Source organism: Mesorhizobium sp. B2-3-13 (assembly GCF_006442195.1).
Classification (GTDB): domain Bacteria; phylum Pseudomonadota; class Alphaproteobacteria; order Rhizobiales; family Rhizobiaceae; genus Mesorhizobium; species Mesorhizobium salmacidum.
Genome location: NZ_VFVQ01000013.1, coordinates 70,858 through 93,309, shown reverse-complemented (window position 1 = coordinate 93,309; position 22,452 = coordinate 70,858). Strand labels below are relative to the sequence as shown.

The window sequence follows — 22,452 nt, the reverse complement described above, 5'->3', positions numbered from 1 at the left end:
GCTGTCTAGAGTGGGACTTTTTGGCATGACCGAGAGATATAACGCGCGCCTTGCGCTGTTGGCGCCGCTTGTCGCTTCGGGCCTCGCTTTATCCGGCTGCATGGGCTCTCCGACCTATGGCACCGACAAGACCGCCGCCGAACAGCTGGCCGGCGATCTTACAGGCGCCGTTTCCTTCGCGCCGAAGCGCAAGGACCCGATCGACTACAAGCCGCGTCCCACCCTGGTGAAGCCGGCACCCGGCCAGAAGGAAGCGCTGCCTGCCCCCCAGGAAAGCATCCAGACGGCAAACGCCGGGTGGCCCGAATCGCCCGAGCAGCGCCGCGCGCGTCTGCGCGCCGACGCCACCGCCCACCAGAACGATCCGGCCTACCAGTCGGAGATCGTCGATGATGTGCAGACGGATCCCGCTTCGGTGAAGAAGGCAATGGAAGAGTCCGGCTCAAGCCATCCGCCGGCGTGGAAACCCGCCGATTCCGACAAGGGCCGCGCTGCGGAGATCCAACGCCGCCTTGCCGACAGCAAGCAGGGCGATCCGAACACGCGCAAATACCTTAGCGAGCCGCCATTGGCCTACCGCACCGCCTCCGGTGCCGCGCCGCAGAATGAACTCGGCGAAGACGAGTACAAGAAGGAGCGCCGCCTCAAGGCAAAGGCCGAGGGCAAGAAGGGCGGCTGGTTCGACTGGTTGCCGTCGCTGTAGGAACAGTCGCGCCGCTGATCTTGCGGCGGCCTTGGCTCAGTCTCGACGTCCCCTGAAAAAATCCTTCAGCAGCAGGCCTGCTTCGGTCTCGGCCATGCCCGGATAGATGTCGGGCGTGTGGTGGCAGGTCGGTGCAGCGAAGAAGCGCACACCGTTGACCACGGCGCCGCCCTTTTCGTCTGCGGCACCGAAATAGAGACGGCGCAGCCTGGCGAATGAGATTGCCCCGGCGCACATGGCGCAGGGCTCCAGCGTCACATAGAGATCGTGGCCGGTGAGCCGCTCGCTCGAGAGTTTGCCGCAGGCTTCACGGATGACCAGAATTTCGGCGTGCGCCGTCGGGTCGGCAAGCTCGCGCGTGCGGTTGCCGGCACTGGCAATGACCGTGCCGCCATTGGCAATGACCGCGCCGACCGGCACTTCGCCGCGCAAGGCTGCCGCTTCGGCCTCTTTTAGCGCCAGCGCCATGAAATCCGGCCTCTTCAAGCGGTTTGTCTTCCCATTATATCCTCGCCACCCGGCGGTGATCCTGTTATGGAGCGCATCAACCTGAAAATCGGACTCGATTTTCGGGAATGATCATGCGCCAAATCAAAAATGCTACAGCGTTCGTTGCGCGCCGAACGGATGCGCCACGCTGTAGCAGCGCAAACGGACAAAGGCCACATGGACGACAGCGACAAGAAATCTCCGCGCAAAGGCGGTCCAGGCAGGAGTGGCCCGAAATCGGCAGGGTCACGTGGCCACGACGCCAGCAAGGGCGGGAAGCCGTCCTTTGGTGCGAAAAAGCCCTATGCCCCACGCGGCGACCGGCCGGCCGCCGCTGAAGGCGAGCGCCCGAAGCGCGACTTCAAGAGCGGCGACAAGCCGTTCCGCAAGGGACCGCGCCCCGAAGGCAAGCCCTACGCGCCACGTGGCGACCGCCCGATGGCGGCCGAGGGCGAACGCAAGCCGTATGAAAAGCGCGAACGGCCGCGCAAGCCCTACGCGCCACGCGGCGACCGGCCGATGGCGGCGGAAGGCGAACGCAAGCCGTATGAAAAGCGCGAAGGGCCGCGCAAGCCCTACGCGCCACGTGGCGACCGTCCGGTTTCTGCCTCGGCGGAGGGCGGCGAAAAGCGCTTCGACCGTCCCAAGCGTGATTTCGCAGATCGTCCGAAGCGGGATTTTGCCGACCGTCCAAAGCGAGACTTTGGAGGCGACAGACCCAAACGTGATTTCGGAGACCGGCCACAGGGCGCATCGGGCGGCGGCTTCAAGCCACGTCCGCGAACAACCGAAGCAACGGAAGAAGCCGGCGAGCGCATCGCCAAGCGTCTGGCACGTGCCGGGCTCGCCTCGCGCCGCGACGCCGAGGAGTTGATCGCCGCCGGCCGCGTCAAAGTCAATGGTCGGGTGCTGGCCTCGCCGGCGTTCAACGTCATGCCCAATGACATCATCCATCTCGACGGAATGGAAATCCCGCCGATCGAACGCACGCGCCTGTTCCTGTTCCACAAGCCGGCCGGCGTCGTCACCACCAACCGCGACCCCGAAGGCCGCAAGACTGTCTTCGACGTGCTGCCGGCCGAACTGCCGCGGCTGATGACCATCGGCCGGCTCGATATCAACACCGAAGGCCTGCTGCTGCTGACCAATGATGGCGGCCTGTCGCGCGTACTAGAACTGCCGGCCACCGGCTGGCTGCGCCGCTACCGTGTGCGTGTCCACGGCAAGGTCGAGGAAAGCGCGCTTGCCGGCCTGCGCGAAGGCATTGCCGTCGACGGCGTCTTCTACGGCGCCATCGAAGCCAGCCTTGATCGCGAGCAGGGCTCCAATGCCTGGCTGACGATCGGCCTGCGCGAGGGCAAAAACCGTGAGGTCAAGAACATTCTTGGCGCGCTCGGCCTCGACGTCACGCGGCTGATCCGCATCTCCTATGGTCCGTTCCAGCTCGAGGACCTCGCCGAAGGTCACGTGCTGGAAATCAAGGGCCGGGTGCTGCGCGACCAGCTTGGCGAGCGCCTGGTCGAGGAATCCGGTGCCAATTTCGATGCCGAGATAACAAAACCGTTTTCCAACCAGCCGGTCCGGCGTACCGAAGTCCGTGAGGCCGAGCCGGAACGGCCGAAATTTACGAGAGACGGCGAGCGGCGGCCGATCGGCGAGGGCGGGCTGATCAAGAACCGCAAACGCCGGGAAGGCAGCCGCGACGAGGCGCTCGGCAAACTGTCGACAAGTCCTGACAGGGGCGAGAGGCCAGAAAAGAGCTTCGGCGAACGCGGTCCGCGACCGGAGCGTGGCGGCTTCGGCGACAAGCCGCGCGGCGGTTTCGGTGACAAGCCTCGTGGCGGCGGCAAGAAATCCGAACGCGAGCAGCGGCCGATCGAGCCGCCAGGCCAGCGCAAGGCTAATGTCTGGATGGCACCGGGAGCCCGGCCGATCGGCAAGGGCAGGGCGGAGGCCGATGCGGCCAAGGCGGCCGAGGCCAAGGCGCGCAAGGCCTCGTTCAAGCCGTCTTACGGCAAGCCCGCCGGCAAACCAGGCGACGCAAGGCCATTCGGCAAGCCGCGTGGCGAGCGTCCAGGAGGCGCCGGTGGCGGTGAGCGGCCGCGCGGCCCCAAGGGTCCTCGGACAAGATGAGAATCGTCGGCGGTGAGTTTCGCGGGCGTCCGTTGGCGACGCCCCGCAGCGGCGCCATCCGCCCGACGACCGACCGTACCCGCGAGGCCGTCTTCAACGTTCTGGCGCATCGCTTTGCCGGGCAACTGGAGAGCGCGCGCGTGCTCGACCTGTTCGCCGGCACCGGCGCGCTTGGTCTGGAGGCCCTGTCGCGCGGCGCATCCTATGGCGTCTTCATCGAGGAATCGGCCGAAGGCCGTGGCCTGATCCGCGACAACGTCGAGGCCTTCGGCCTGACCGGACGCACCAAGATCTTCCGCCGCGATGCAACGGGCCTTGGCGAGGCGGGCACGCTGGCGCCGTTCGGTCTCGTCTTTGCCGATCCGCCCTATGGCAAGGGCCTTGGCGAGCGCGCTCTGCGGTCGGCCATGGCCGGCGGCTGGCTGCGCCCCGGGGCGCTCTGCGTGGTCGAGGAGACGGCGTCGGTTCCCTTCGAGCCAGGCCCGGGCTTTTCCGTGCTTGATGAGCGCAACTACGGCGAGACTGTCATCCGCTTCATCGAGGCTGCCTGACAGGCCTCTTTCAGCAGTGGCCTCTTTGCCGCCGCCTTTGCCGGCAACATGGCCAACAAATCACTTTGCTTGTCGCCAGCGCCTTGCCTATCGTCGCTGCATGAAACCGGAGCCATCGATGACATCCAGGACTGAGTGGCTGAGGCCAACGCTGCTGGCGACGTCGCTGGCTTTGTTCATGACCGACCCTGTCCTGGCGGACAACGCCGTATTGCCAGACACTGTGCCGGCCGAGTTCAAGGTCACGGACTTCCTGCTCGACAACGGCATGGAAGTGGTCGTGATTCCCGACCATCGCGCGCCGATCGTCACCCATATGGTCTGGTACAAGATCGGCAGCGCCGACGAGCCGCCGGGCAAATCCGGCATCGCTCATTTCTTCGAGCATCTGATGTTCAAGGCGACGGCCCATCACGAAGCCGGCGAGTTCGACCGCGCCGTCTCCGACATTGGCGGCTCCAACAACGCCTTCACCTCCTACGACTACACCGCTTTCCACGAGACGGTGGCGCCGTCGGATCTCGAACTGATGATGAGCTTCGAGGCTGACCGCATGCGCAACCTCATCCTCACCGACGACGTCATCAAGACCGAGCGCGATGTGATCCTGGAGGAGCGCCGCTCGCGCATCGACAACAATCCGCAGGCCGTGCTCGACGAGGAAGTCGATGCCACACTGTGGCAGAACCAGCCCTATCGCATTCCGGTTATTGGCTGGATGCAGGAGATGGAACAGCTGAACCGCACCGACGCCGTCGCCTTCTACAATAAATATTACCGGCCCAACAACATCGTGCTGATCGTGGCCGGCGACATCCAACCGGAAACGGTGAAGGCGCTGGCCGAAAAGACCTATGGCAAGGTTGCCCGCGGGCCGGATCTGCCGCCGCGCGTCCGCCCGGTCGAGCCGGAGCAGAACACCAGGCGCACCGTGACGCTCTCCGACGCCCGCGTCAGCGTGCCGAGTTTCTCGACACAATGGGTCGTGCCCTCCTATCACACCGCCAAGCCTGGCGAGGCCGAAGCGCTCGATCTGCTCGCCGAGATCCTTGGCGGCGGCAACCGCAGCCGGCTTTATCAGGCGCTCGTCATCAAGCAGGGCATCGCTTCCAGCGCCGGCGCGTATTTCCAGGGCACCATGCTCGACGACACCAATTTCACCGTCTACGGCTCGCCGCGCGGCGACGCCAAGCTGGCCGACGTCGAAGTCGCGGTCGATGCCGAGGTGGCGCGCATCGCCAGCGACGGCGTGACCCCGGATGAGCTCGAAAAAGCCAAGGACCGCTATGTCAGGTCAATGATCTTTGCCCGCGACAAGCAGGACTCCATGGCCAACATCTATGGTTCGACACTCGCCACCGGCGGCAATGTCCAGGACGTGCAGCAATGGCCGGACCGCATCCGCAAGGTCACCACCGACGAGGTCAAGGCCGTTGCCGCGCGCTATCTGGTGCTGGCCCGCTCGACCACCGGTTATCTCTTGCCGCAGCAACAGGCGGGGAATTGATGATGAGCCAGCACCACCATGTCTTCCCTTCTCTCCCTGTGGGAGAAGGTGGATCGGCGCGTAGCGCCGAGACGGTTGAGGGGTCTTGGACGGAGCGCGGGCGGCAAGCTGGAGCACCCCTCATCCGACCGAGCTTCGCTCGGCCACCTTCTCCCACAACAAGGGGAGAAGGGAAGGAGGCTCGCTTCCTCGCGCCACTTGTCACCCTATTCCTCTCCATCCTCTTCCTGATCCTGCCGGCGCTTGCCGCCCACGCCATGGAGATCCAGTCCGTCACCTCGCCGAAGGGCGTCACGGCCTGGCTGGTGGAGGACTATTCCGTGCCGATCGTCGCCGTCCGTTTCGCCTTCGGCGGCGGCTCGACTCAGGATCCGGTGGGGAAGGAAGGCCTGGCCAATCTGATGACCGGCCTGTTCGACGAGGGCGCTGGCCCGCTCGATTCGGAAGCCTTCCAGATCAAGCTCGACGATGCCGGCGCCGAAATGAGCTTCGACGCGACCCGCGATGGCATTTACGGCTCCATGCGTATGCTGGCCGAACAGCGCGACGAAGCCTTCGACCTGTTGCGGCTGGCGGTCAACGAGCCGCGCTTCGACCAGGCGCCGATCGACCGCATCCGCGCCCAGGTCCTGTCCGGCATCATCGCCAACGAGAACGACCCGGACACGGTGGCACAGAACCGATGGGCGCGCGCCGTGTATGGCGACCACCCCTATTCGCGCTCCGATCAGGGCACCAGGCAGAGCATCGCCGCCATCACCCAGGCCGATCTCGAGGCCCTGCACAAGGCGGTGTTCGGGCGGGGCGGCCTGCATGTTGCCGTGGTCGGCGCCATCGACGCCGAGACGCTGAAGAAGAAGCTCGACATGGTGTTCGGCGATCTGCCGCAGAACCAGACGCTCGCCCCTGTCGCCGATATCGAGCCCAGGCTGGCGCAGCATATCGAGGTCAATTACGACCTGCCGCAGACCTCGCTGCAGCTCGCCTGGCCCGGCGTGAAGCGCAAGTCGGCGGACTTCTTCCCGACCGCGCTGATGAATGAGATCCTTGGCGGCGGCACTTTTACCTCGCGCCTGTTCCAGGAGGTGCGCGAAAAGCGCGGGCTGGCCTACAGCGTCAATTCCTCGCTGGTAAACCAAGACCACGCCGACGCGCTGATCGTCACCACCGGAACGCGTTCCGACCGCGCCGCCGAGACGCTCGGCATCGTACGCGACGTCGTCAAGCGGTTAGCGCAGGACGGCCCGACGGAGGCCGAACTGGCGGCGACCAAGAAATATCTGATCGGCGCCTATGCCATCAGCAATCTGGATTCGTCGAGTGCCATCGCCGCGACGCTGGTCGAGTTGCAGCTCGACGATCTCGGCATCGACTACATGCAGCGCCGTACCGGCTATATCAACGCGGTGACGCTCGATCAGGTCAAGGCGGCGGCGAAGAAGCTGCTGACCGCCGAGCCGACCATCATGGTGGTCGGACCGCCGCTGGCGGGAGCCGGCAAGGGGTGAGCCCGACTTTCGGCATAGCTTTCGGTGGCGGCGGCGCGCGCGGCTTGGCGCATATCCATGTCATCGAGGCTCTGAACGAGCTCGGCATCAAGCCGGTGGCGATAGCCGGCTCCTCGATCGGCGCCGTCATGGGCGCCGGCATGGCCTCGGGTATGACCGGCAAGGACATGCACGACTACGCCCGCTCGATCCTCGGTCGGCGCGCCCAGGTGGCGAGCCGAATGTGGCGGGCGCGGCCAGGCACGATCGCGGAAGCCATGCAAAATGGCATCCGGGTCAGCCAGTTCAATGTCGAGCGCATCCTCAAGGCCTTTTTGCCCGAAGCCATTCCCGAAACCTTCGCCGAATTGAAAATCCCGCTGAAGGTGACAGCGACGGACTATTTCGGCCACAAGCTCGCCGTGTTCGACGATGGCGACCTGCACTCGGCCCTTGCCGCCTCGGCCGCCATCCCCGCCGTCTTCCGCCCGGTGATGCGTGACGGCAGACTGCTGATCGACGGCGGCATCTACAACCCCGTGCCGTTCGATCTGATCGAGAAGGATGCCGACATCATCATCGGCGTCGACGTGGTCGGCGCGCCGGAAGAGGCCGACCGAAAACAGCCGACCTCCGTCGACCTGATGTTCGGCGCCACGCAGCTGATGATGCAGTCGATCATCGCCAACAAGCTGAAACAGTGCCAGCCCGATATACTGGTCCGCCCGGCGGTGTCCAAATACCGGGTGCTCGATTTCCTGAAGATCGATGCCTTGATGAACGAGACGGCCGACATCAAGGATAAGCTGAAGCGCGAGGTGGAAAAGGCGGTGGAAGAGCGAGCCGGCAAACGCAAGAGCAGGAAACCGGCGGCCGAGTGAGTTGGTTCCGGGAGCTTCGGTGACCTGGCTCTAGCTACGGAAACCCTGAGGTGGCCCAGCGCCGTTTGGTCGGGTGGCCTCACAATGTCGGTCGTTCCCTTGCTCTTTGGATCGATATCCGCAACAGCATGTTTCGATTCAAAACCTTGACGCCTCGAAAGATCGACCATGAACCGTCTCTACACAGATCTCCTGATCAAGATCATTGCCAACACAATTTATGGCTCCGGTTCGCAGGTGATCGATCCCGCGAAAATGGGAGAGTCGACCCCCTTCAATCGCGAGGATCGCCTCCAGGGTCGCGATTGGCCGACGGTTGCTCATTCGATGGCAGGCATCAAGCGCTTGTCGAATGTGCGAGACCTCGTCCAAAGGGTCATCGATGAGAACGTGCCTGGGGATTTCATTGAGACCGGGGTCTGGCGCGGTGGCTGCTGTATTCTCATGAAGGGGGTGCTGGCCGCCAACGAGGTCACCGACAGGAAAGTCTATGTCGCCGACTCCTTTGACGGTTTACCACAGCCGGACGCCGAAAACTATCCGGCCGACAGGGGAGACACGCTGCACGAATATCGCCAGTTGGCGATCGACCAGGCTCAGGTGGAATCCAACTTCGCTGCTTACGATCTACTGGATGACCAGGTGGTCTTCGTCAAAGGCTTGTTCGGCGACACCTTGCCTGGCCTGGAAGCTGGTCCATTCGCCCTGATTCGACTGGACGGCGACATGTATGAATCGACCATGGACAGCCTTGAGGCGCTTTATCCAAGGCTGTCGCCGGGCGGTTTCGCGATCATCGACGACTTTGCGCTTCCGCCTTGCCGGCAGGCGGTTGAGGATTACCGCGCGCGTCACCGTATCGGAGCGACGATACACGACATAGATTGGACCGGTTGTTGGTGGCAGAAGCCAATTGCCGGCAACCAGCCTACGGAAACGCGATGAAACAGAACTGCATCTCCATTGTCGTTGTCGCCTTCAACATCCCTACTGAACTGCCTAGAACCTTACTTTCGCTGGCTACGCCCTACCAGCAAGGTGTGACCACGAACGATTACGAGGTCATCGTCGTCGACAACGGATCCTCACCTGCCGTGAGTGAGAGTCTGATCAGAGAATATGGGCCGAATTTTCGCGTGCTGCGCATCGATGACGCGTCTCCCTCGCCCGCGGCTGCCGTCAATCGTGGGATAAGAGAGGCGAAGGGTGACAAGATCGGCGTCATGATCGACGGCGCGCGCATTGTGACGCCGGGATTTGTGCGTTTCGCCGGCATCGGCCTGGACATGGCCCCAACGGCGGTCGTGGCTGCGCCGGGCTGGTATCTTGGAAGCGATATCCAGGCAAATGCGCCGACGAACGGCTACACAAAGGCCATCGAAGATTCGCTTTTGCAATCGATCCGGTGGCCGGAAGATGGGTATCGGCTGTTCGAGGTCGGGACGATGGATGAGTCGTCGATCGATCCGTGGTTCTCGCCATTGGCCGAAGCGAATGCTCTCTTTTTGAATCGCGAGAATTGGCATGCCATCAATGGCATGGACGAGCGCTTCAACCATCCTGGAGGCGGCCTCGTCAATCTCGACACGCTCGAACGCGCGATGGCGCTGCCGCAGGCACAACTCATCCTCACGCTCGGAGAGGCTACATTTCACCAGTTGCACGGAGGGATATCCACCAACGCGCCCCTCGAGCAACAGTCCAAGAACTGGGCAATCTGGAAGGCTGAAAGGGACGCCTTGCGGGGAGCAGGGGACTTTATCTTTCACATCCCCTCAGCGTTCGTGGGATCGTTGCCTCCAGCACTTGTGCCGCACCTTGCCCGCGCCATGATCGCAACTCCACACGGCGTCGGCCCTGCCGTGGCCGCGGGCCTCAGAGCGCAATTGAAACCACCCGAGGAGCCCGTGCCGACGCACCCGGCAGCTGCGGCACTGGTCGGCGTGGCCAAGGCCCAGTTCGAGATCGGGAATTACAACGCGGCGGCGGACATCGTCCGCATGGCAAGCAGCCATGCACCCGCCGAGCTTGCAGGGTCCCGCCTCCTTGCGTCCGCCGGCATTCTTTCGCGGCGGAGTCCGGATCGAGATGCCGCGTATTTTACGGCGATCGGCGATGCGCACCGTGTCGTCGGCGAGAACGAAACGGCTGAGGTTCAATACCGCAACGCATTGGCGCAAGCCGCCAATAGCACTGGCGCCCATATCGGCCTCGCCAGCATGCGGATGTCGGGGCCTTTCTACTACGACTGGCTGGAGCGTCTTTACGCAGAGTTGAAGCCCGCTGTCGTGGTGGAGATAGGGGTCTATGACGGCGTATCGCTTTCTAAGGTCAAGGCTCCAACTCTTGCAATAGGCATCGATCCCAATCCACGCGCCACCGTGGCGCTCAGTGCGCAAACGCACATTTTTCCAGAGACGAGTGACGCCTTTTTTGATCGCGGCGGAGCGGGTGCGCTGCTCGCCGGCCGTCCGGTTGGTGTCGGGTTCATCGACGGCTTGCACACGTTCGATCAGGTGTTGCGCGATTTTGCGAACCTCGAGCGCTACTGCGATGCCGGCTCGGTTCTGCTCGTGCACGACACTGCCGCCCTGGACGAAGCGACGCAAAAGGTTCCGCCGACGACGCAATTCCACACCGGCGATGTCTGGAAGCTGGTTCCGGCACTCAAGGCGATGCGCCCAGAACTCGACGTGTTCACCATTGCCACGCCCTGGACCGGGCTCACCGTAATATCCGGCTTTGGCAGTGGTGGATACGATCGTTCATGGATCATCGAAGCGGGTAGACGTTTTGCAAACATGGAGTTTGCCGAGATCGAGGCAAACTTTGGCGAAGCGCTTTGCCTTGTTGCAAATGAATGGGAGCCGGTGTTTGCGCGGCTCAAGGCGAACCTCGGCGACAAAGGGAGACGGCAACCACAATCAAAATTTCTACAGCCGGCGGATTGCGAAGCTGAGGAGGCTACGATGGGCGGGTTCTTGCATCAGTATTTTTTGAACAACAGCGGCAAGGAAATATACAAATGGCTGCACTATTTCGACATTTACGAACGCCACTTCGAGCGATTCAGAAATAGAAAGCCAGTCGTCGTTGAAGTCGGCGTGTACAAAGGAGGATCGCTCGAAATGTGGCGAGCCTATTTCGGCGAGGGCGCGCGAATTGTCGGGATCGATATCGACCCAGCCTGCAAGGTGCACGAGTCGGAGCAGGTTGAGGTTTTCATTGGCAGCCAGGACGACCCTGAACTCCTCGATCGCATAGTCGAGAAATATGGACCTATCGACATTGTGGTCGATGACGGCAGTCATATGATGGATCACGTCATCGCGACATTCGAGCATCTTTACCAACACGTGCAGCCGAACGGTGTCTACTTGGTCGAGGACACGCATACGAGTTATTGGGACGCCTACGGCGGTGGACTCCGCAGGCCAGGTTCGTTCATGGAATTCGCCAAGGGGAAGCTCGACGAGATAAACGCACACCACTCGCGCGGCGCGTTGCCGGCGAACGCGTTCACCAATTCAACGGACTCGATCTGTGTCTATGACAGCATTGTCGTCTTTGAGAAACGGCCGCAGGGCAAACGCCAAACCTTGATAACCGGCAGGGAATAAATCCATCCCAGCCGTCCCGTTCCGAGAACAACAGAGATACTTTCAAGCAAAGCAATCAATCGGCGCAAAAAGGGGTCTGAGAAAACGCCGGCCGCCCGTACCTGACCAAAAACTGCCCCTCAGTCCTTCGCCCGCTCCACATAGGACCCATCGGCCGTCATCACCACCACGCGGGTGCCGGGCGCGATGTGGGGCGGCACGGTGGTGCGCACGCCGTTGGAGAGCACGGCCGGCTTGTAGGAGGACGATGCCGTCTGGCCCTTGGTCGTCGGCTCGGTCTCGACCACTTCGAAGGTGGCGCGCTGCGGTAGCACCAGGGAGATCGCGATGCCGTTGAACTGTGACACCTGCACCGGCATGCCTTCCTTCAGATAGGGCGCCGCGTCACCGACCACGGCTTCCGACACCGCCACCTGGTCGTAGGTTTCCGGGTTCATGAAGTGATAGCCTTCGCCGTCGGCGTAGAGGAAGGTGTGCTCACGCTCCTCGACATAGGCGCGCTCCACCTGTTCGGTGGTGCGGTAGCGCTCCGAAACCTTCACCCCGTCGCCGATGCGGCGCATGTCGAGCTGCGTCACCGGCGTCCCCTTGCCTGGGTGGATGTTTTCGGCAAAGAGGATCACATAAAGCTTGCCGTCCTTGTCGACGACATTGCCTTTGCGGAGCGAACTGGCGATGACTTTCACCACGGTTTTAAATCCTGCGAGGTTTGACTGGCGTTTGCCGGTTTGTGCGGCGCTGGATGGGGGCCTAGCGCATCTTGGCGCGAACCGCCAGCCCCCCAATGCGAACTGGCCCGGGCGAACTGGCCTGGGGCGAACTTACATGGGGCGAACTGACATGGGGGGCACCTGCATGCCTTCAATCCGCTCATGACCGCCGCGTCGCCCTGGTGGACGCCGCATGTCCATGCCGACCGCCGTCCGCGCCTGATGCTGCGCAACGGGCTGACGGCTGCCTTGCGCGACTGGTTCGCCCGCAACGACTTCATCGAGGTGGAGACGGCCGCGCTGCAGGTCTCGCCCGGCAACGAGGCGCATCTGGCGGCTTTCGCGACGGAGGCGGTCGGGCCGAATGGCGCCCGATCGCCGCTTTATCTCCACACCTCGCCGGAATTCGCCTGCAAGAAGCTGCTCGCCGCAGGCGAACAGCGCATTTTCAGCCTGGGTCCGGTCTATCGCAACCGTGAGCGCGGCCCCTTGCATCATCCCGAATTCACCATGCTCGAATGGTACCGGGTGGGCGAGACCTATGAGAGGCTGATGCGCGATTGCGCCGCGCTGCTGGCGTTGGCCGCGACGAGGGCAGGAGCCGCGCGCTTTTCTTTCCGGGGCCGCGACTGCGATCCGTTTGCCGAACCGGAGCGGTTGACCGTGGCGGATGCCTTCAGCCGCCATGCCGGCATCGATCTGCTGGCCACGGTCGCCGTCGATGGCGGCACGGACCGGGACGCGCTTCATGCCGCACTGATCCAGGCCGGCTTGCGCACCGCGCCCGACGACAGTTGGGCGGATTTGTTCAGCCGCGTGATGGTGGAAAAGATCGAGCCGCTTCTCGGGCAGGGGCGGGCGACCATCCTGTGCGAATATCCGGTCGCCGAGGCGGCACTCGCCCGGCCGGGCCCCGGAGATCCACGCGTCGCCGAACGTTTCGAGCTCTATTGCTGCGGCGTCGAGCTCGCCAACGGCTTTGGCGAGTTGACCGACGCGGCCGAGCAGCGCCGGCGCTTCATCATCGAGATGGACGAGAAAGAGCGCGTCTATGGCGAGCGCTACCCGCTGGACGAGGATTTTCTCGCCGCCCTTGCCATCATGCCGCAGGCCAGCGGCATTGCGCTCGGCTTCGACCGGCTGGTGATGCTGGCGACCGGCGCTCACAAGATCGAGGACGTGATCTGGACGCCGGTCGCGGCATCTTGAGCGACAGGCTGCTGCCCCTCTGACTTCAATGCGCGAAAACCTGCTCGAGCGAGCGAAAGCCCTTGAATTCCAAGGCGTTGCCAGAGGGGTCGCGGATAAACAATGTCGCCTGTTCGCCGGGCTCCCCCTTGAAACGCACCATTGGCCGCTCCAGCCAGTCTATGTCGTCGCGCGCTTCCAGCCGAGTGGCAAGGCGCTGCCAGTCGTCCATCAAGAGCACAGCGCCAAAATGCGGGATCGGCACGGTGATACCGTCGACCTTGCCGTCACTGGCGGCTTGCGCGGGGCGCAGATGCGCTGACATCTGGTGACCGTAAAGGTCGAAATCGACCCAGGTCGCTGACGAGCGGCCGATCGCGCACCCCAGCACCTCGCCATAGAAAGTTCGGGTTTCATCGAGATCGCGAACTGGAAAGGCAAGATGGAAAGGCGTCATGGCGAAGGCTCCAGATAGGCAAAAACCGCGCCGTCCGCTCTTTGCGGGCGCTTCGATGGCGGTTGGTCGCGACATCCTGATTGCCCTTCTGCCATTGCACAAGCGGCATTGGAACAATAGATGGTGCGGCAGCACCTGCCTTCCGGACAGGCTGAAGAAACAGGATCAAGTGCATGACCGACAAGCTGGACGCCGCGAAATTGACGGACCGCGTCGCGGCCCTGGTCGAGGCCGCCAAACGCGCCGGCGCCGATGCCGCGGACGCCGTCGCGGTGCGTGGCCGCTCGACCGGCGTCTCGGTGCGGCTTGGCAAAGTCGAAAACACCGAGGCTTCCGAGGGCGACGATGTTTCGCTGCGGGTCTTCGTCGGCCAGCGTGTGGCCAGCGTATCGGCGACCGCCGCGTCCGATCCGAAGGCGCTTGCCGAGCGTGCCGTCGCCATGGCCAAGGTGTCTCCCGAGGATCCCTACCAGGGTCTTGCCGACCCTGCGCTGCTCGCCAGGCAGACGCGCGATCTGGACCTGTTCGACGCGACCGAAGTGTCGGCCGACCAGTTGAAAGAAGCCGCGCTTGCGGCCGAAGCGGCGGCTCTCGCCGTCAAGGGCGTGACCAATTCGTCCGGCAGCAATGCCAGCGCCGGGCTTGGCGGGCTGGTTCTGGCCACCTCGCACGGTTTTCTCGGCCACTATGTCGGCTCGCGCTTTGCGCGCTCGGCCAGCGTGATCGCCGGCGAGGGCACCGGCATGGAGCGCGACTATGAATTCTCCTCGCGCCAGCATTTTGCCGATCTCGACTCACCCGAGGACATCGGCCGCAAGGCCGGTGAACGGGCGGTGCGCCGCCTTGGCGCGCGCAAGGCGGCGACCGGACCGGTCGACGTGGTGTTCGACCCGCGCGTCGCGCGCGGCATTGCCGGCCATATCGCCGGCGCCATCAACGGCGCTTCCGTCGCCCGCAAGACCTCGTTCCTGCGCGACATGATGGGCAAGCAGGTGGCCGCTGCCGCCATCACCGTCACCGACGACCCGTTGCGGCGCCGTGGCCAGGCCTCGCGCCCATTCGATGGCGAAGGCATTGAGGGCGAGAAGCTCCTGATGATAGAAAAGGGTGTCCTCAACCACTGGTTCCTGTCGACATCGGTGGCCCGGGAACTCGGCCTCGTCACCAACGGTCGTGGCGCACGCGGCGGCTCCTCCGTCTCGCCGTCGTCGACGAACCTTGCCATCGAGGCGGGCGAGCGCTCGCCGGAAGACCTGATCGGCTCGCTCAAGACCGGCTTCTACGTCACCGAAGTGTTTGGCCAGGGCGTCGACATGCTCACCGGCGAATACAGCCGCGGCGCCTCCGGCTTCTGGATCGAAAATGGCGCTCTAGCCTATCCGGTCGCCGAAGTCACCATCGCCTCGAACCTGAAGACGATGTTCCTCAACATGGTGCCGGCGAATGACCTCGACCGCAATTTCGGTACTGCCGCCCCGACACTCCTGATCGAAGGCATGACCCTTGCCGGAGCATGACCTGACCACTGCCGGTGCCGATCAGGACCTGCCGCTGCTGCTCGACGCCGCCCGCGAGGCCGGTCTTATCGCCATGCGCTACTTCGGCAACAGTCCGCAGGTCTGGATGAAGGGCGGTACCTCGCCGGTCAGTGAAGCCGATCATGCCGCCGATGCGTATCTGCGCCAGACGCTGCTTGCGGCACGGCCGGATTATGGCTGGCTGTCGGAAGAGACGACCGACGATCCGGCACGGCTTTCGGCGCGCCGCACCTTCGTTGTCGACCCGATCGACGGGACGCGCGGCTTCCTCGAAGGCCAGCCCACTTGGTGCGTCAGCGTTGCCGTCGTTGAGCTTGGCCGCACGCTCGCCGGCGTGCTCGAATGTCCGGCGATGGATGAGACTTACTGGGCGCTACCCGGCCAGGGCGCCTTCCGCAACGACAAGCGCATCGCGGTACGCAAGCCTGAGGACAAGGCTGAAATTTCAGGGTTGAAGCAGTTGATCGACATGGTGCCTGCCGGCTGGCAGAAGCGGCTGCAGCGGGCACCCTACATCCCCTCGCTCGCCTACCGCCTGGCGATGATCGCCAACGGGACGCTCGACGCAACGTTCGTCAAGCCGAACGCGCATGACTGGGACATTGCCGCCGCCGATCTCATCCTGCGCGAAGCGGGCGGCCAGCTGCTCGACCCGAATGGCCGGGCGCCGCTCTATGCCGGCGAGGTGATCCGTCACGGCGCGCTCGCCGCCGGCAGCGGGGACCTGCTGGCGGTGCTTGTCGATGTCATCGCCGGGCTGGATGGCTGAAAGCATTTTCGAAGGTTCCAAAGTCGGCGGCTTTGGTCTAGACCTGTGACAAACTCACGATATGTGAAGGACCGACATGGCCGCGGAAGACGGAAAGAAACAGCTTTTGCATCTGGTGTTCGGCGGCGAACTCAAGAAGCTTGGCGGCACCGAGTTCCGCGATCTCGACGCGCTCGACATCGTTGGTGTCTATCCCGACTATCAATCCGCGCACACCGCGTGGAAAGCCAAGGCACAAGCCAGCGTGGACAATGCCCATATGCGTTATTTCGTCGTTCATCTGCACCGTCTGCTGGATCCCGATAGCAAGGCCGCCGGTTGACTTCGATGGAGCGTGATCTGGCGAAAGAGCCAGCCAGCGAGGCCGCGCCCACGGGCAGGGGCGGCAACCGCACGACCAAGGCCTTCTGGCGCAGGATTCGCGAGCCGCTCGCGCAATCCCGATTCGTCAAGAACGCCATTGCCAGCCTGCTCGCGCAGTTCGTGCGGCTGGTTCGCCTGACCAGCCCCCTGGTCGCCGGATCGGCCCGCTTTGCGGGCGGCGCCTATGCCGAGTTCGAGCCGGGGATCATTGCTCTGTGGCATGGCCAGCATCTTTTGACGCCGGCCTATTACCCCAAGCGCAAGCCGCTGGTCGCCATGGTGTCGCGCAGCGCCGATGCCGAACTCAACGCCCTGATGCTGGAGAAATTCGGCATCGAGGCAGTGCGCGGTTCGGGCGGGCGCGAGAATGCCAGGCATCTCGACAAGGGCGGGGCCAAGGCCCTCATCGCCCTCAAAAAGTCGCTCACCGCAGGCAAGAACGTCGCCATGATCGCAGACATTCCCCACGGTACCCCTCGCGATGCAGGGCTCGGTATCGTTCTTTTGGCTCGCCTCTCCGGCCGGCCACTGCTGCCCGTCGCCATCGCCACCAGCCGCCGCAAGGTGCTGGAAAAGAGCTGGGACAAAACCACCATCAACCTGCCCTTCGGCCGCTCTGCCGTGACCATCGGCACGCCGATCTTTGTGGCGGCGGATGCCGACGATGCCGAAATGGAGCGCAAGCGCCAGGAAGTGACGGCCGCTCTCAACGCCGCGACCGCCGAGGCCTACCGTCTCGTGGATGGTCCGCGGTGAGCGGCCGCTGGGCACGTACCATGCTGTCGGCATACCGTTTTGCCGGCGCAGCCGCCTATCCCCTGGTCGGGCCTTACGTCGCCTGGCGCACCTCGCGCGGCAAGGAAGACCGCAACCGAAGGCGCGAGCGCTATGGCGTCGCCGGCCGCCCGCGCCCCGAGGGGCCGGTGATCTGGATCCATGCCGCGAGCGTCGGCGAGACCTTGGCCGTCGTGCCGCTGGTCGAAAGCATCCTCGACTATGGCGTCAACATCGTGCTGACGACCGGCACGGTGACCTCCGCCCAGGTCGTGGACGAGCGGCTCGGCGACCGCATCATCCACCAATATGTGCCGCTCGATCTGAAGCCGGCGGTCAGCCGCTTCCTCGATCACTGGAAACCTGATCTGGCGATCATCGCCGAATCCGAGATCTGGCCGATGACCATCCTCGAACTCGGTGCGCGCCACGTGCCGCAGGTGCTGGTCAATGGCCGGCTTTCCGATCGCTCGTTCACCTCGTGGAAGAAGCGGGCCAACATCGCCGAGGCGTTGTTCGAGAATCTGGCCCATGTCGTTGCCCAGTCCGACGTCGACGGCGAGCGTTTTCGAGCGCTCGGCGCCCGGCCGGTCACGGTGTCGGGCAATCTCAAGGTCGACACCAACCCGCCGCCGGTCGACCAACGGGCGCTTGCCACTTTGCAGCGGCAGATCGGCGGTCGCCCGACCTGGGCGGCGATCTCGACCCATGATGGCGAGGAAGTGGTCGCCGCGGAAGTCCACGCGACGCTGCACAAGCGTCACCACGGCCTTTTGACAATCGTCGTCCCGCGCCATCCCGATCGGGCCGAAGCCCTTGCCGCGCAGATTTCCGGCATGGGACTGAAGGTCGCGCGGCGCAGCAAGGGTGACCGTATCGGTCCCGACACCGATATCCTGCTTGGCGATACGATCGGCGAAATGGGGCTTTATCTCCGCCTGACCGAAATCGCTTTCGTCGGCCGTTCGCTGACCTCCGAAGGCGGCCAGAACCCGCTCGAGCCGGCCATGCTCGACACGGCGGTTCTCGCCGGTCGCAACGTGCAGAATTTTCGCGAGGCCTATCAACGCCTGCTCGACAGCGGCGGCGCCAAGCTGGTGCGCGACCGCGACATGCTGGCTGGCGCCGTCAATTTCCTCCTGACTAACGAAGTGGCTCGCCACGAGATGATGGCGGCGGGAATCGCGACTGTCGATGAGATGCGCGGCGCACTGGCACGCACACTCAAATCGCTCGAACCCTATATCCAGCCGCTGGTGGTCAAGGCGCGCCTGAAGGGCGCGAACGGGCGTTAGCGTGGCCTCGGAAGCACCACCATTCTGGTGGGAAGAGCCGGACTGGAAAGTCTTGGCGCTATCGCCGCTGTCGGCTGTCTATGCGCTGGTCGCCGGTCGCGGCATGCGGCGGGCCCGACGCGAGAAGATCCAGGCGCCGGTTCTGTGCGTCGGCAATTTCACCGTTGGCGGCACCGGCAAGACGCCGGTGGCGATCGCGCTCGCCCAACAGGCCAAGCGCATGCGGCTGAAGCCCGGTTTCCTGTCGCGCGGCCATGGCGGTTCCTTCGCCGAACCGCATGTCGTCGATATCAGTCATGACAGCGCCAAGCACGTCGGCGACGAGCCGCTTCTGTTGGCTGAACATGCCCCGGTTGCAGTGACGCCGAACCGTGCCGCCGGCGCCCGGCTGCTGCTGGAAAAGCACAGCTGTGATTTCCTGATCATGGACGACGGCTTCCAGAGCGCGCGCATTCACATCGATTATGCGCTGGTCGTGGTCGATGCCCGTTATGGGATCGGCAATGGCCGCGTCATCCCGGGCGGTCCGCTCAGGGCCAAAATCGTCGACCAACTGGTCTTCACCAGCGGGCTGCTGAAGATGGGCGAGGGCACCGCCGCCGATGCCGTGGTCCGCCGGGCAGCGCGTGCCGGCCGGCCGATCTTCGAGGCCCACACGGAGCCGAGCAGCGAGGCGGGGCTTGCCGGAAAGCGGTTTCTGGCCTTTGCCGGCATCGGTCATCCCGAAAAGTTCTTCGACACGGTGCGCGAGGCCGGCGGCGAAGTGATCCTGTCCAGGCCCTTTCCGGACCATCACTTCTACGCCGAGGACGAGCTCGCCGAACTGGCCGCGACGGCGCGGGCCGAAGGCCTTGGCCTGATCACCACCGCCAAGGACGCCGCCCGGTTGCGCCATGGCGCCCCGCAGGATTTTCTCGACCGTCTCGACGTGCTGGAAATCGACACGATTTTCGAGCTTGATCACGTTCCCGAGCGCATTATCGAGGAAACGCTCGATGCCTGGCGCCAGCGTAAGCTGAGAGGCTAACCCCGCTTGCGCAGTTCCGGATGCACCTCGATTTCGCGGCGCAGCGATGCGCTCGCGTTCACGTAGGGCTCCTGCCTGGCAACGCTCCAGTATTTCAGCTCGTCCAGTGGGATGTTTTCGCCCGTCACGGCGCAGCGCACGAACGAGCCGGGGCTGGTGACCTGGAAATCGCCATCGAGATAGCGGATGCGGGCTTCCTTGCCGCCCGGGCCTTCGAAACGGTTCATCATGCGGTGGTACTTGAGTTCATTGGGATTCAATCGCCATAAATCGTGGGCAAGGTCAAGCTTGGCGCAATGCTCATGTAATATTGCCCTTCGGCACAATGGTTGTCAGGAAGCGCCATGGACATCGCCAATGCAAGCATGCCGTCTTTGCTGAAAGAAGCACTCACGCCCCAGCCGGTGCCTTCCCTCAAGGCCGACCCGACGACCGCGGCGCTGGTCAAGGCGCTCGTCCAGCCGCCGGCGCCCGCGATGGTGCAATCGGCGCAGTTCGCCGCCCAGGCGCTGCAAGGCTCGCTGCCGCGACCGGCCGCTCAGACGTCGCAACGCCTGTCATCCTCCGAGATCGAGGATGCTTACCGGGCCGTCATGGAACTTGACGCCGCCACCCACCATGCACCGCCACGAGCCTCGACGGGTGGGACAGGGACGGACACCGATCAGGCTTCGCGCGGCTTCGCCCCGCCGCAGCTAACGGTCACCGACAGCACACCCAAACTGGCGCCGGCCTCGGCCTCGTCCACATTTTCGCCCGCGGTCGCTTCCGCCGCGGTGCTGGTCGCGGCCAACGCCAACGCGCCGCAACCGCGCGGCGCCTCCATCCGACCGGCGGGCCATGCTCCACGATCCGAGCCAGCTCCGTCGTCGCTGTGGACGATATCGATCGTGACGGCCATCGTCTCGGCCGTGACTACCATGATTGTGCTTTTTCTGTTCCGTTAAGCAGGTATCACGCGATTTCCGACAGGGGACCGCCACGCATTGTCTCCGAGACGTGTCGCAGCCTAATCGTCATCCTGCAGGAAAGCTTCCAGCCTTGCCGAAGCAAGCCCGGCCTGTTCGGCAATGCGCCTGGCGAGATCGGCGGCGGCCGCGCGCGGTCGGCCGACCGGACGATCCAGCCAGTAGGAAACGGGATTGAGCGCGGTGCGATCGTCGACGGCGACGAGGCGCCCCGATTCTATCTGGTGCTCGGTGAGCGGCGGCCGCGCCAGCGCGATGCCGAGGCCATGGGCTGCGGCATCGAGCACCAGATTGTAGTCTTCGAAGCGGCGGTCTTGCGGGCGCGGCCGGTAATCCATGTCCTGCGCGGCGAACCAGGCGCGCCAGCCCGAAGCGTCGGAATCGTTGATCAGCGGGAATTTGAGCAACCGGGCCGGGTCGCCAGCGCCGATCTCTCTTGCAAGGCCCGGCGAGGCGATCGGGAAGAGATGTTCTTCGAACAGTTGCACCGAGACGCGGCCCGGAATGCGGCCGCGACCGCAGCGGACCGACAGATCGATGCCTTCGTCGGCGAGATCGGCCTGGCGGTTGTCGACGTCGAGCACGATGCGCAGGCGGGTAGGGTCGTTTTCCAGCGTTGCCATGCGCGGCATCAGCCACAAGCCGCTCACCGATGGAATGGAGGCCAGGCGCACCACGGCGGTGCCGCGCGGCTCCACCCACCGATCCGAATTGACCGATATCAGCGCGAAGGCTTCGGTGGTCCTGAGATGCAGGCGATTGCCTTCGCTGGTCAGCGACACGCCGCGCGCGCCGCGTTCGAAAACCTTCAGGCCAAGCCAGTCCTCGAGCTTGGCGATCTGCCGGCTGACGGCGCCATGGGTGAGGTTGAGTTTTTCAGCGGCGGCCGAAAAGCTTCCCGTCCGGGCCGCCGCGTCGAAGGCGCGCAATGTCTCCAGCGGCAGCATACTGTTCGAGATGTGATCCATGCTCACAGGTGACCCTTGATTTGGTCGTTTGTCAATTGACCTGAAAGGGCGTTTTCTGCTGCCGAGACCGAAGTATCCGAGGGCAATGAGATGAGCGCAACCACAGGCACGTTGAATTCGACACAGCGGATGGACACCACGGCCGCCATCGCCGTGGCGCTGACGGTGATCGGCTGGGCCTCTGCCTTCCCGGCGATCCGGGCCGGGCTCGCCGCTTTCCAGCCGTTGGAGCTTGGCGCCCTGCGCTTTGCCATAGCCGCCGTGCCGGCTGCCATCTTCCTTGCCGTCAAGCGTCCGGCGCTGCCCAGGATCGGCGATTTCTGGCGCTTCGCCTTCGGCGGCGCCATTTTCGTCGCGCTCTACACGGCGATGCTCAATTTTGGCGAGCAGACCGTCTCGGCCGGAGCAGCCGGCTTCATCATCAATGTCAGTCCCATCTTCACCGCCATCATGGCGATGGCCCTGCTTGGCGAGCGCTTCTCAGGCCTGGCCTGGATCGGTACCGTCATTTCCTTCGCCGGCATCGGTATCATCGCCATCGCCGACGGGCATGGCCTTCATTTCAATGCCGGCGCGCTGCTGGTGCTTGGCTCGGCACTCTGCTCGGCCGTCAACACCATCGTCCAGAAGCCGCTGTTTGCCCGCCACAATCCCCTGACCATCGCGGCGTCCAACATGGTGCTCGGCGCGCTCTGCCTGGCGCCCTTCCTGCCCGCTGCTCTGCAGCAGGCCGCGGTCGCGGACACCGCCGGCCTCGGCGCCGTCATCTATCTCGGCATCGTGCCGAGCCTGATCGCTTATGCGGCCTGGGCGACTGCGCTGTCGCGTCTGCCGGCGGCGCGTGCCTCGAACTTCTTGTATCTCGTCTCGCCGATGTCGGCACTGATCGGCTTCTTCTGGCTGGGCGAGGTGCCGACGCTGCTCGGCATTCTCGGCGGCGCGCTGGCGCTCGGCGGCGTTATCGTGGTGAATTTGAAACGCTAATTCAAAAGGTTGCGATCTTTCCCTGACTTATCAGGAACCA

Annotated in this window: 22 protein-coding genes; 17 read left to right on the top strand and 5 right to left on the bottom strand. The window is 64.1% G+C overall.

All coding sequences use genetic code 11. The annotated features are described in order from the left end of the window. The first annotated feature begins 25 nt into the window (after window positions 1-25). Window positions 26-703 carry a hypothetical protein gene (locus tag FJ941_RS17055; RefSeq protein ID WP_140507330.1) on the top strand — a complete coding sequence of 226 codons (678 nt, stop codon included), beginning with the start codon at window positions 26-28 and terminating at the stop codon, window positions 701-703. Window positions 704-739: 36 nt separating this feature from the next. Here FJ941_RS17055 and FJ941_RS17050 read toward each other — a convergent pair whose 3' ends face one another. After that, window positions 740-1,189 carry a nucleoside deaminase gene (locus FJ941_RS17050; RefSeq protein WP_140507328.1) on the bottom strand — a complete coding sequence of 150 codons (450 nt, stop codon included), beginning with the start codon at window positions 1,187-1,189 and terminating at the stop codon, window positions 740-742. Window positions 1,190-1,369: 180 nt separating this feature from the next. On the opposite strand from FJ941_RS17050, the gene FJ941_RS17045 reads away from it, so the two are divergent. The 7 genes from FJ941_RS17045 (at window position 1,370) to FJ941_RS17010 (ending at window position 11,371) form a co-directional block, all read left to right on the top strand. Continuing rightward, window positions 1,370-3,325, top strand: coding sequence for a pseudouridine synthase (locus FJ941_RS17045; RefSeq protein ID WP_140507326.1), 1,956 nt, complete (start codon window positions 1,370-1,372; stop codon window positions 3,323-3,325). Continuing rightward, window positions 3,322-3,876, top strand: a complete 555-nt coding sequence (rsmD, locus tag FJ941_RS17040; protein WP_140507324.1) for a 16S rRNA (guanine(966)-N(2))-methyltransferase RsmD — start codon at window positions 3,322-3,324, stop codon at window positions 3,874-3,876. The genes FJ941_RS17045 and rsmD overlap by 4 nt, the downstream gene beginning before the upstream one ends. A 118-nt stretch (window positions 3,877-3,994) precedes the next feature. After that, window positions 3,995-5,383, top strand: coding sequence for a pitrilysin family protein (locus FJ941_RS17035; RefSeq protein ID WP_140507322.1), 1,389 nt, complete (start codon window positions 3,995-3,997; stop codon window positions 5,381-5,383). Between the two features lie 122 nt (window positions 5,384-5,505). After that, complete coding sequence (locus tag FJ941_RS17025) at window positions 5,506-6,891, top strand: pitrilysin family protein (RefSeq protein ID WP_140507497.1); 1,386 nt, start codon at window positions 5,506-5,508, stop codon at window positions 6,889-6,891. Then, a complete protein-coding gene (locus tag FJ941_RS17020) occupies window positions 6,888-7,751 on the top strand; it encodes a patatin-like phospholipase family protein (RefSeq protein WP_140507319.1) in 864 nt (287 codons plus the stop codon). The genes FJ941_RS17025 and FJ941_RS17020 overlap by 4 nt, the downstream gene beginning before the upstream one ends. Before the next feature lie 168 nt (window positions 7,752-7,919). After that, on the top strand, window positions 7,920-8,696 hold the full coding sequence (locus tag FJ941_RS17015) for a TylF/MycF/NovP-related O-methyltransferase (RefSeq protein ID WP_140507317.1): 777 nt from the start codon (window positions 7,920-7,922) through the stop codon (window positions 8,694-8,696). After that, on the top strand, window positions 8,693-11,371 hold the full coding sequence (locus FJ941_RS17010) for a class I SAM-dependent methyltransferase (protein WP_140507315.1): 2,679 nt from the start codon (window positions 8,693-8,695) through the stop codon (window positions 11,369-11,371). The genes FJ941_RS17015 and FJ941_RS17010 overlap by 4 nt, the downstream gene beginning before the upstream one ends. A gap of 119 nt (window positions 11,372-11,490) precedes the next feature. Here FJ941_RS17010 and efp read toward each other — a convergent pair whose 3' ends face one another. Next, window positions 11,491-12,060, bottom strand: a complete 570-nt coding sequence (efp, locus tag FJ941_RS17005; protein WP_084636569.1) for an elongation factor P — start codon at window positions 12,058-12,060, stop codon at window positions 11,491-11,493. A gap of 183 nt (window positions 12,061-12,243) precedes the next feature. Here efp and epmA point away from each other — a divergent pair, with 183 nt between their 5' ends. Continuing rightward, window positions 12,244-13,290, top strand: coding sequence for an EF-P lysine aminoacylase EpmA (gene epmA, locus FJ941_RS17000; protein ID WP_140507314.1), 1,047 nt, complete (start codon window positions 12,244-12,246; stop codon window positions 13,288-13,290). A gap of 25 nt (window positions 13,291-13,315) precedes the next feature. Here epmA and FJ941_RS16995 read toward each other — a convergent pair whose 3' ends face one another. Next, a complete protein-coding gene (locus FJ941_RS16995) occupies window positions 13,316-13,726 on the bottom strand; it encodes a VOC family protein (protein WP_140507312.1) in 411 nt (136 codons plus the stop codon). Window positions 13,727-13,899: 173 nt separating this feature from the next. Here FJ941_RS16995 and FJ941_RS16990 point away from each other — a divergent pair, with 173 nt between their 5' ends. From FJ941_RS16990 to lpxK, 6 genes are all read left to right on the top strand, one after another. Next, a complete protein-coding gene (locus tag FJ941_RS16990) occupies window positions 13,900-15,243 on the top strand; it encodes a TldD/PmbA family protein (RefSeq protein WP_140507310.1) in 1,344 nt (447 codons plus the stop codon). Continuing rightward, window positions 15,230-16,033, top strand: coding sequence for a 3'(2'),5'-bisphosphate nucleotidase CysQ (locus tag FJ941_RS16985; RefSeq protein WP_140507308.1), 804 nt, complete (start codon window positions 15,230-15,232; stop codon window positions 16,031-16,033). The genes FJ941_RS16990 and FJ941_RS16985 overlap by 14 nt, the downstream gene beginning before the upstream one ends. A 76-nt stretch (window positions 16,034-16,109) precedes the next feature. Further along, window positions 16,110-16,355, top strand: a complete 246-nt coding sequence (locus FJ941_RS16980) for a DUF4170 domain-containing protein (RefSeq protein ID WP_015318348.1) — start codon at window positions 16,110-16,112, stop codon at window positions 16,353-16,355. Window positions 16,356-16,360: 5 nt separating this feature from the next. Next, entirely contained in the window at window positions 16,361-17,152 is a 792-nt protein-coding gene (locus tag FJ941_RS16975) for a lysophospholipid acyltransferase family protein (protein ID WP_140507306.1), read from the top strand. Then, a complete protein-coding gene (waaA, locus tag FJ941_RS16970; RefSeq protein ID WP_027143202.1) occupies window positions 17,149-18,465 on the top strand; it encodes a lipid IV(A) 3-deoxy-D-manno-octulosonic acid transferase in 1,317 nt (438 codons plus the stop codon). Before FJ941_RS16975 ends, waaA begins: the two co-directional genes overlap by 4 nt. A 1-nt stretch (window position 18,466) precedes the next feature. Next, window positions 18,467-19,492 (top strand): tetraacyldisaccharide 4'-kinase, encoded by a 1,026-nt coding sequence (gene lpxK / locus FJ941_RS16965; RefSeq protein WP_140507305.1) that lies wholly within the window; start codon window positions 18,467-18,469, stop codon window positions 19,490-19,492. Here lpxK and FJ941_RS16960 read toward each other — a convergent pair. Further along, window positions 19,489-19,722 (bottom strand): DUF2093 domain-containing protein, encoded by a 234-nt coding sequence (locus FJ941_RS16960; RefSeq protein WP_027143200.1) that lies wholly within the window; start codon window positions 19,720-19,722, stop codon window positions 19,489-19,491. The genes lpxK and FJ941_RS16960 overlap by 4 nt on opposite strands. Before the next feature lie 114 nt (window positions 19,723-19,836). Here FJ941_RS16960 and FJ941_RS16955 point away from each other — a divergent pair, with 114 nt between their 5' ends. Then, window positions 19,837-20,439, top strand: a complete 603-nt coding sequence (locus FJ941_RS16955) for a hypothetical protein (RefSeq protein ID WP_140507303.1) — start codon at window positions 19,837-19,839, stop codon at window positions 20,437-20,439. A gap of 62 nt (window positions 20,440-20,501) precedes the next feature. On the opposite strand, the gene FJ941_RS16950 is transcribed toward FJ941_RS16955, so the two are convergent. Beyond that, complete coding sequence (locus FJ941_RS16950) at window positions 20,502-21,428, bottom strand: LysR substrate-binding domain-containing protein (RefSeq protein WP_140507302.1); 927 nt, start codon at window positions 21,426-21,428, stop codon at window positions 20,502-20,504. 90 nt (window positions 21,429-21,518) lie between these two features. On the opposite strand from FJ941_RS16950, the gene FJ941_RS16945 reads away from it, so the two are divergent. Then, the gene (locus FJ941_RS16945; protein WP_140507300.1) at window positions 21,519-22,412 is read left to right on the top strand and encodes a DMT family transporter; all 894 of its coding nucleotides are present in this window, start codon (window positions 21,519-21,521) and stop codon (window positions 22,410-22,412) included. The last annotated feature ends 40 nt before the right edge of the window (window positions 22,413-22,452 follow it).

Excerpts from the sequence above, each read along its gene's own strand:
- FJ941_RS17055 (WP_140507330.1), top strand. The coding sequence starts at position 26 with ATGACCGAGAGATATAACGCGCGCCTTGCGCTGTTGGCGCCGCTTGTC.
- FJ941_RS17045 (WP_140507326.1), top strand. The coding sequence starts at position 1,370 with ATGGACGACAGCGACAAGAAATCTCCGCGCAAAGGCGGTCCAGGCAGG.
- rsmD (WP_140507324.1), top strand. The coding sequence starts at position 3,322 with ATGAGAATCGTCGGCGGTGAGTTTCGCGGGCGTCCGTTGGCGACGCCC.
- FJ941_RS17035 (WP_140507322.1), top strand. The coding sequence starts at position 3,995 with ATGACATCCAGGACTGAGTGGCTGAGGCCAACGCTGCTGGCGACGTCG.
- FJ941_RS17015 (WP_140507317.1), top strand. The coding sequence starts at position 7,920 with ATGAACCGTCTCTACACAGATCTCCTGATCAAGATCATTGCCAACACA.
- FJ941_RS17010 (WP_140507315.1), top strand. The coding sequence starts at position 8,693 with ATGAAACAGAACTGCATCTCCATTGTCGTTGTCGCCTTCAACATCCCT.
- epmA (WP_140507314.1), top strand. The coding sequence starts at position 12,244 with ATGACCGCCGCGTCGCCCTGGTGGACGCCGCATGTCCATGCCGACCGC.
- FJ941_RS16995 (WP_140507312.1), bottom strand. The coding sequence starts at position 13,726 with ATGACGCCTTTCCATCTTGCCTTTCCAGTTCGCGATCTCGATGAAACC.
- FJ941_RS16990 (WP_140507310.1), top strand. The coding sequence starts at position 13,900 with ATGACCGACAAGCTGGACGCCGCGAAATTGACGGACCGCGTCGCGGCC.
- FJ941_RS16980 (WP_015318348.1), top strand. The coding sequence starts at position 16,110 with ATGGCCGCGGAAGACGGAAAGAAACAGCTTTTGCATCTGGTGTTCGGC.
- FJ941_RS16975 (WP_140507306.1), top strand. The coding sequence starts at position 16,361 with ATGGAGCGTGATCTGGCGAAAGAGCCAGCCAGCGAGGCCGCGCCCACG.
- FJ941_RS16960 (WP_027143200.1), bottom strand. The coding sequence starts at position 19,722 with ATGATGAACCGTTTCGAAGGCCCGGGCGGCAAGGAAGCCCGCATCCGC.
- FJ941_RS16955 (WP_140507303.1), top strand. The coding sequence starts at position 19,837 with ATGGACATCGCCAATGCAAGCATGCCGTCTTTGCTGAAAGAAGCACTC.
- FJ941_RS16950 (WP_140507302.1), bottom strand. The coding sequence starts at position 21,428 with ATGGATCACATCTCGAACAGTATGCTGCCGCTGGAGACATTGCGCGCC.
- FJ941_RS16945 (WP_140507300.1), top strand. The coding sequence starts at position 21,519 with ATGAGCGCAACCACAGGCACGTTGAATTCGACACAGCGGATGGACACC.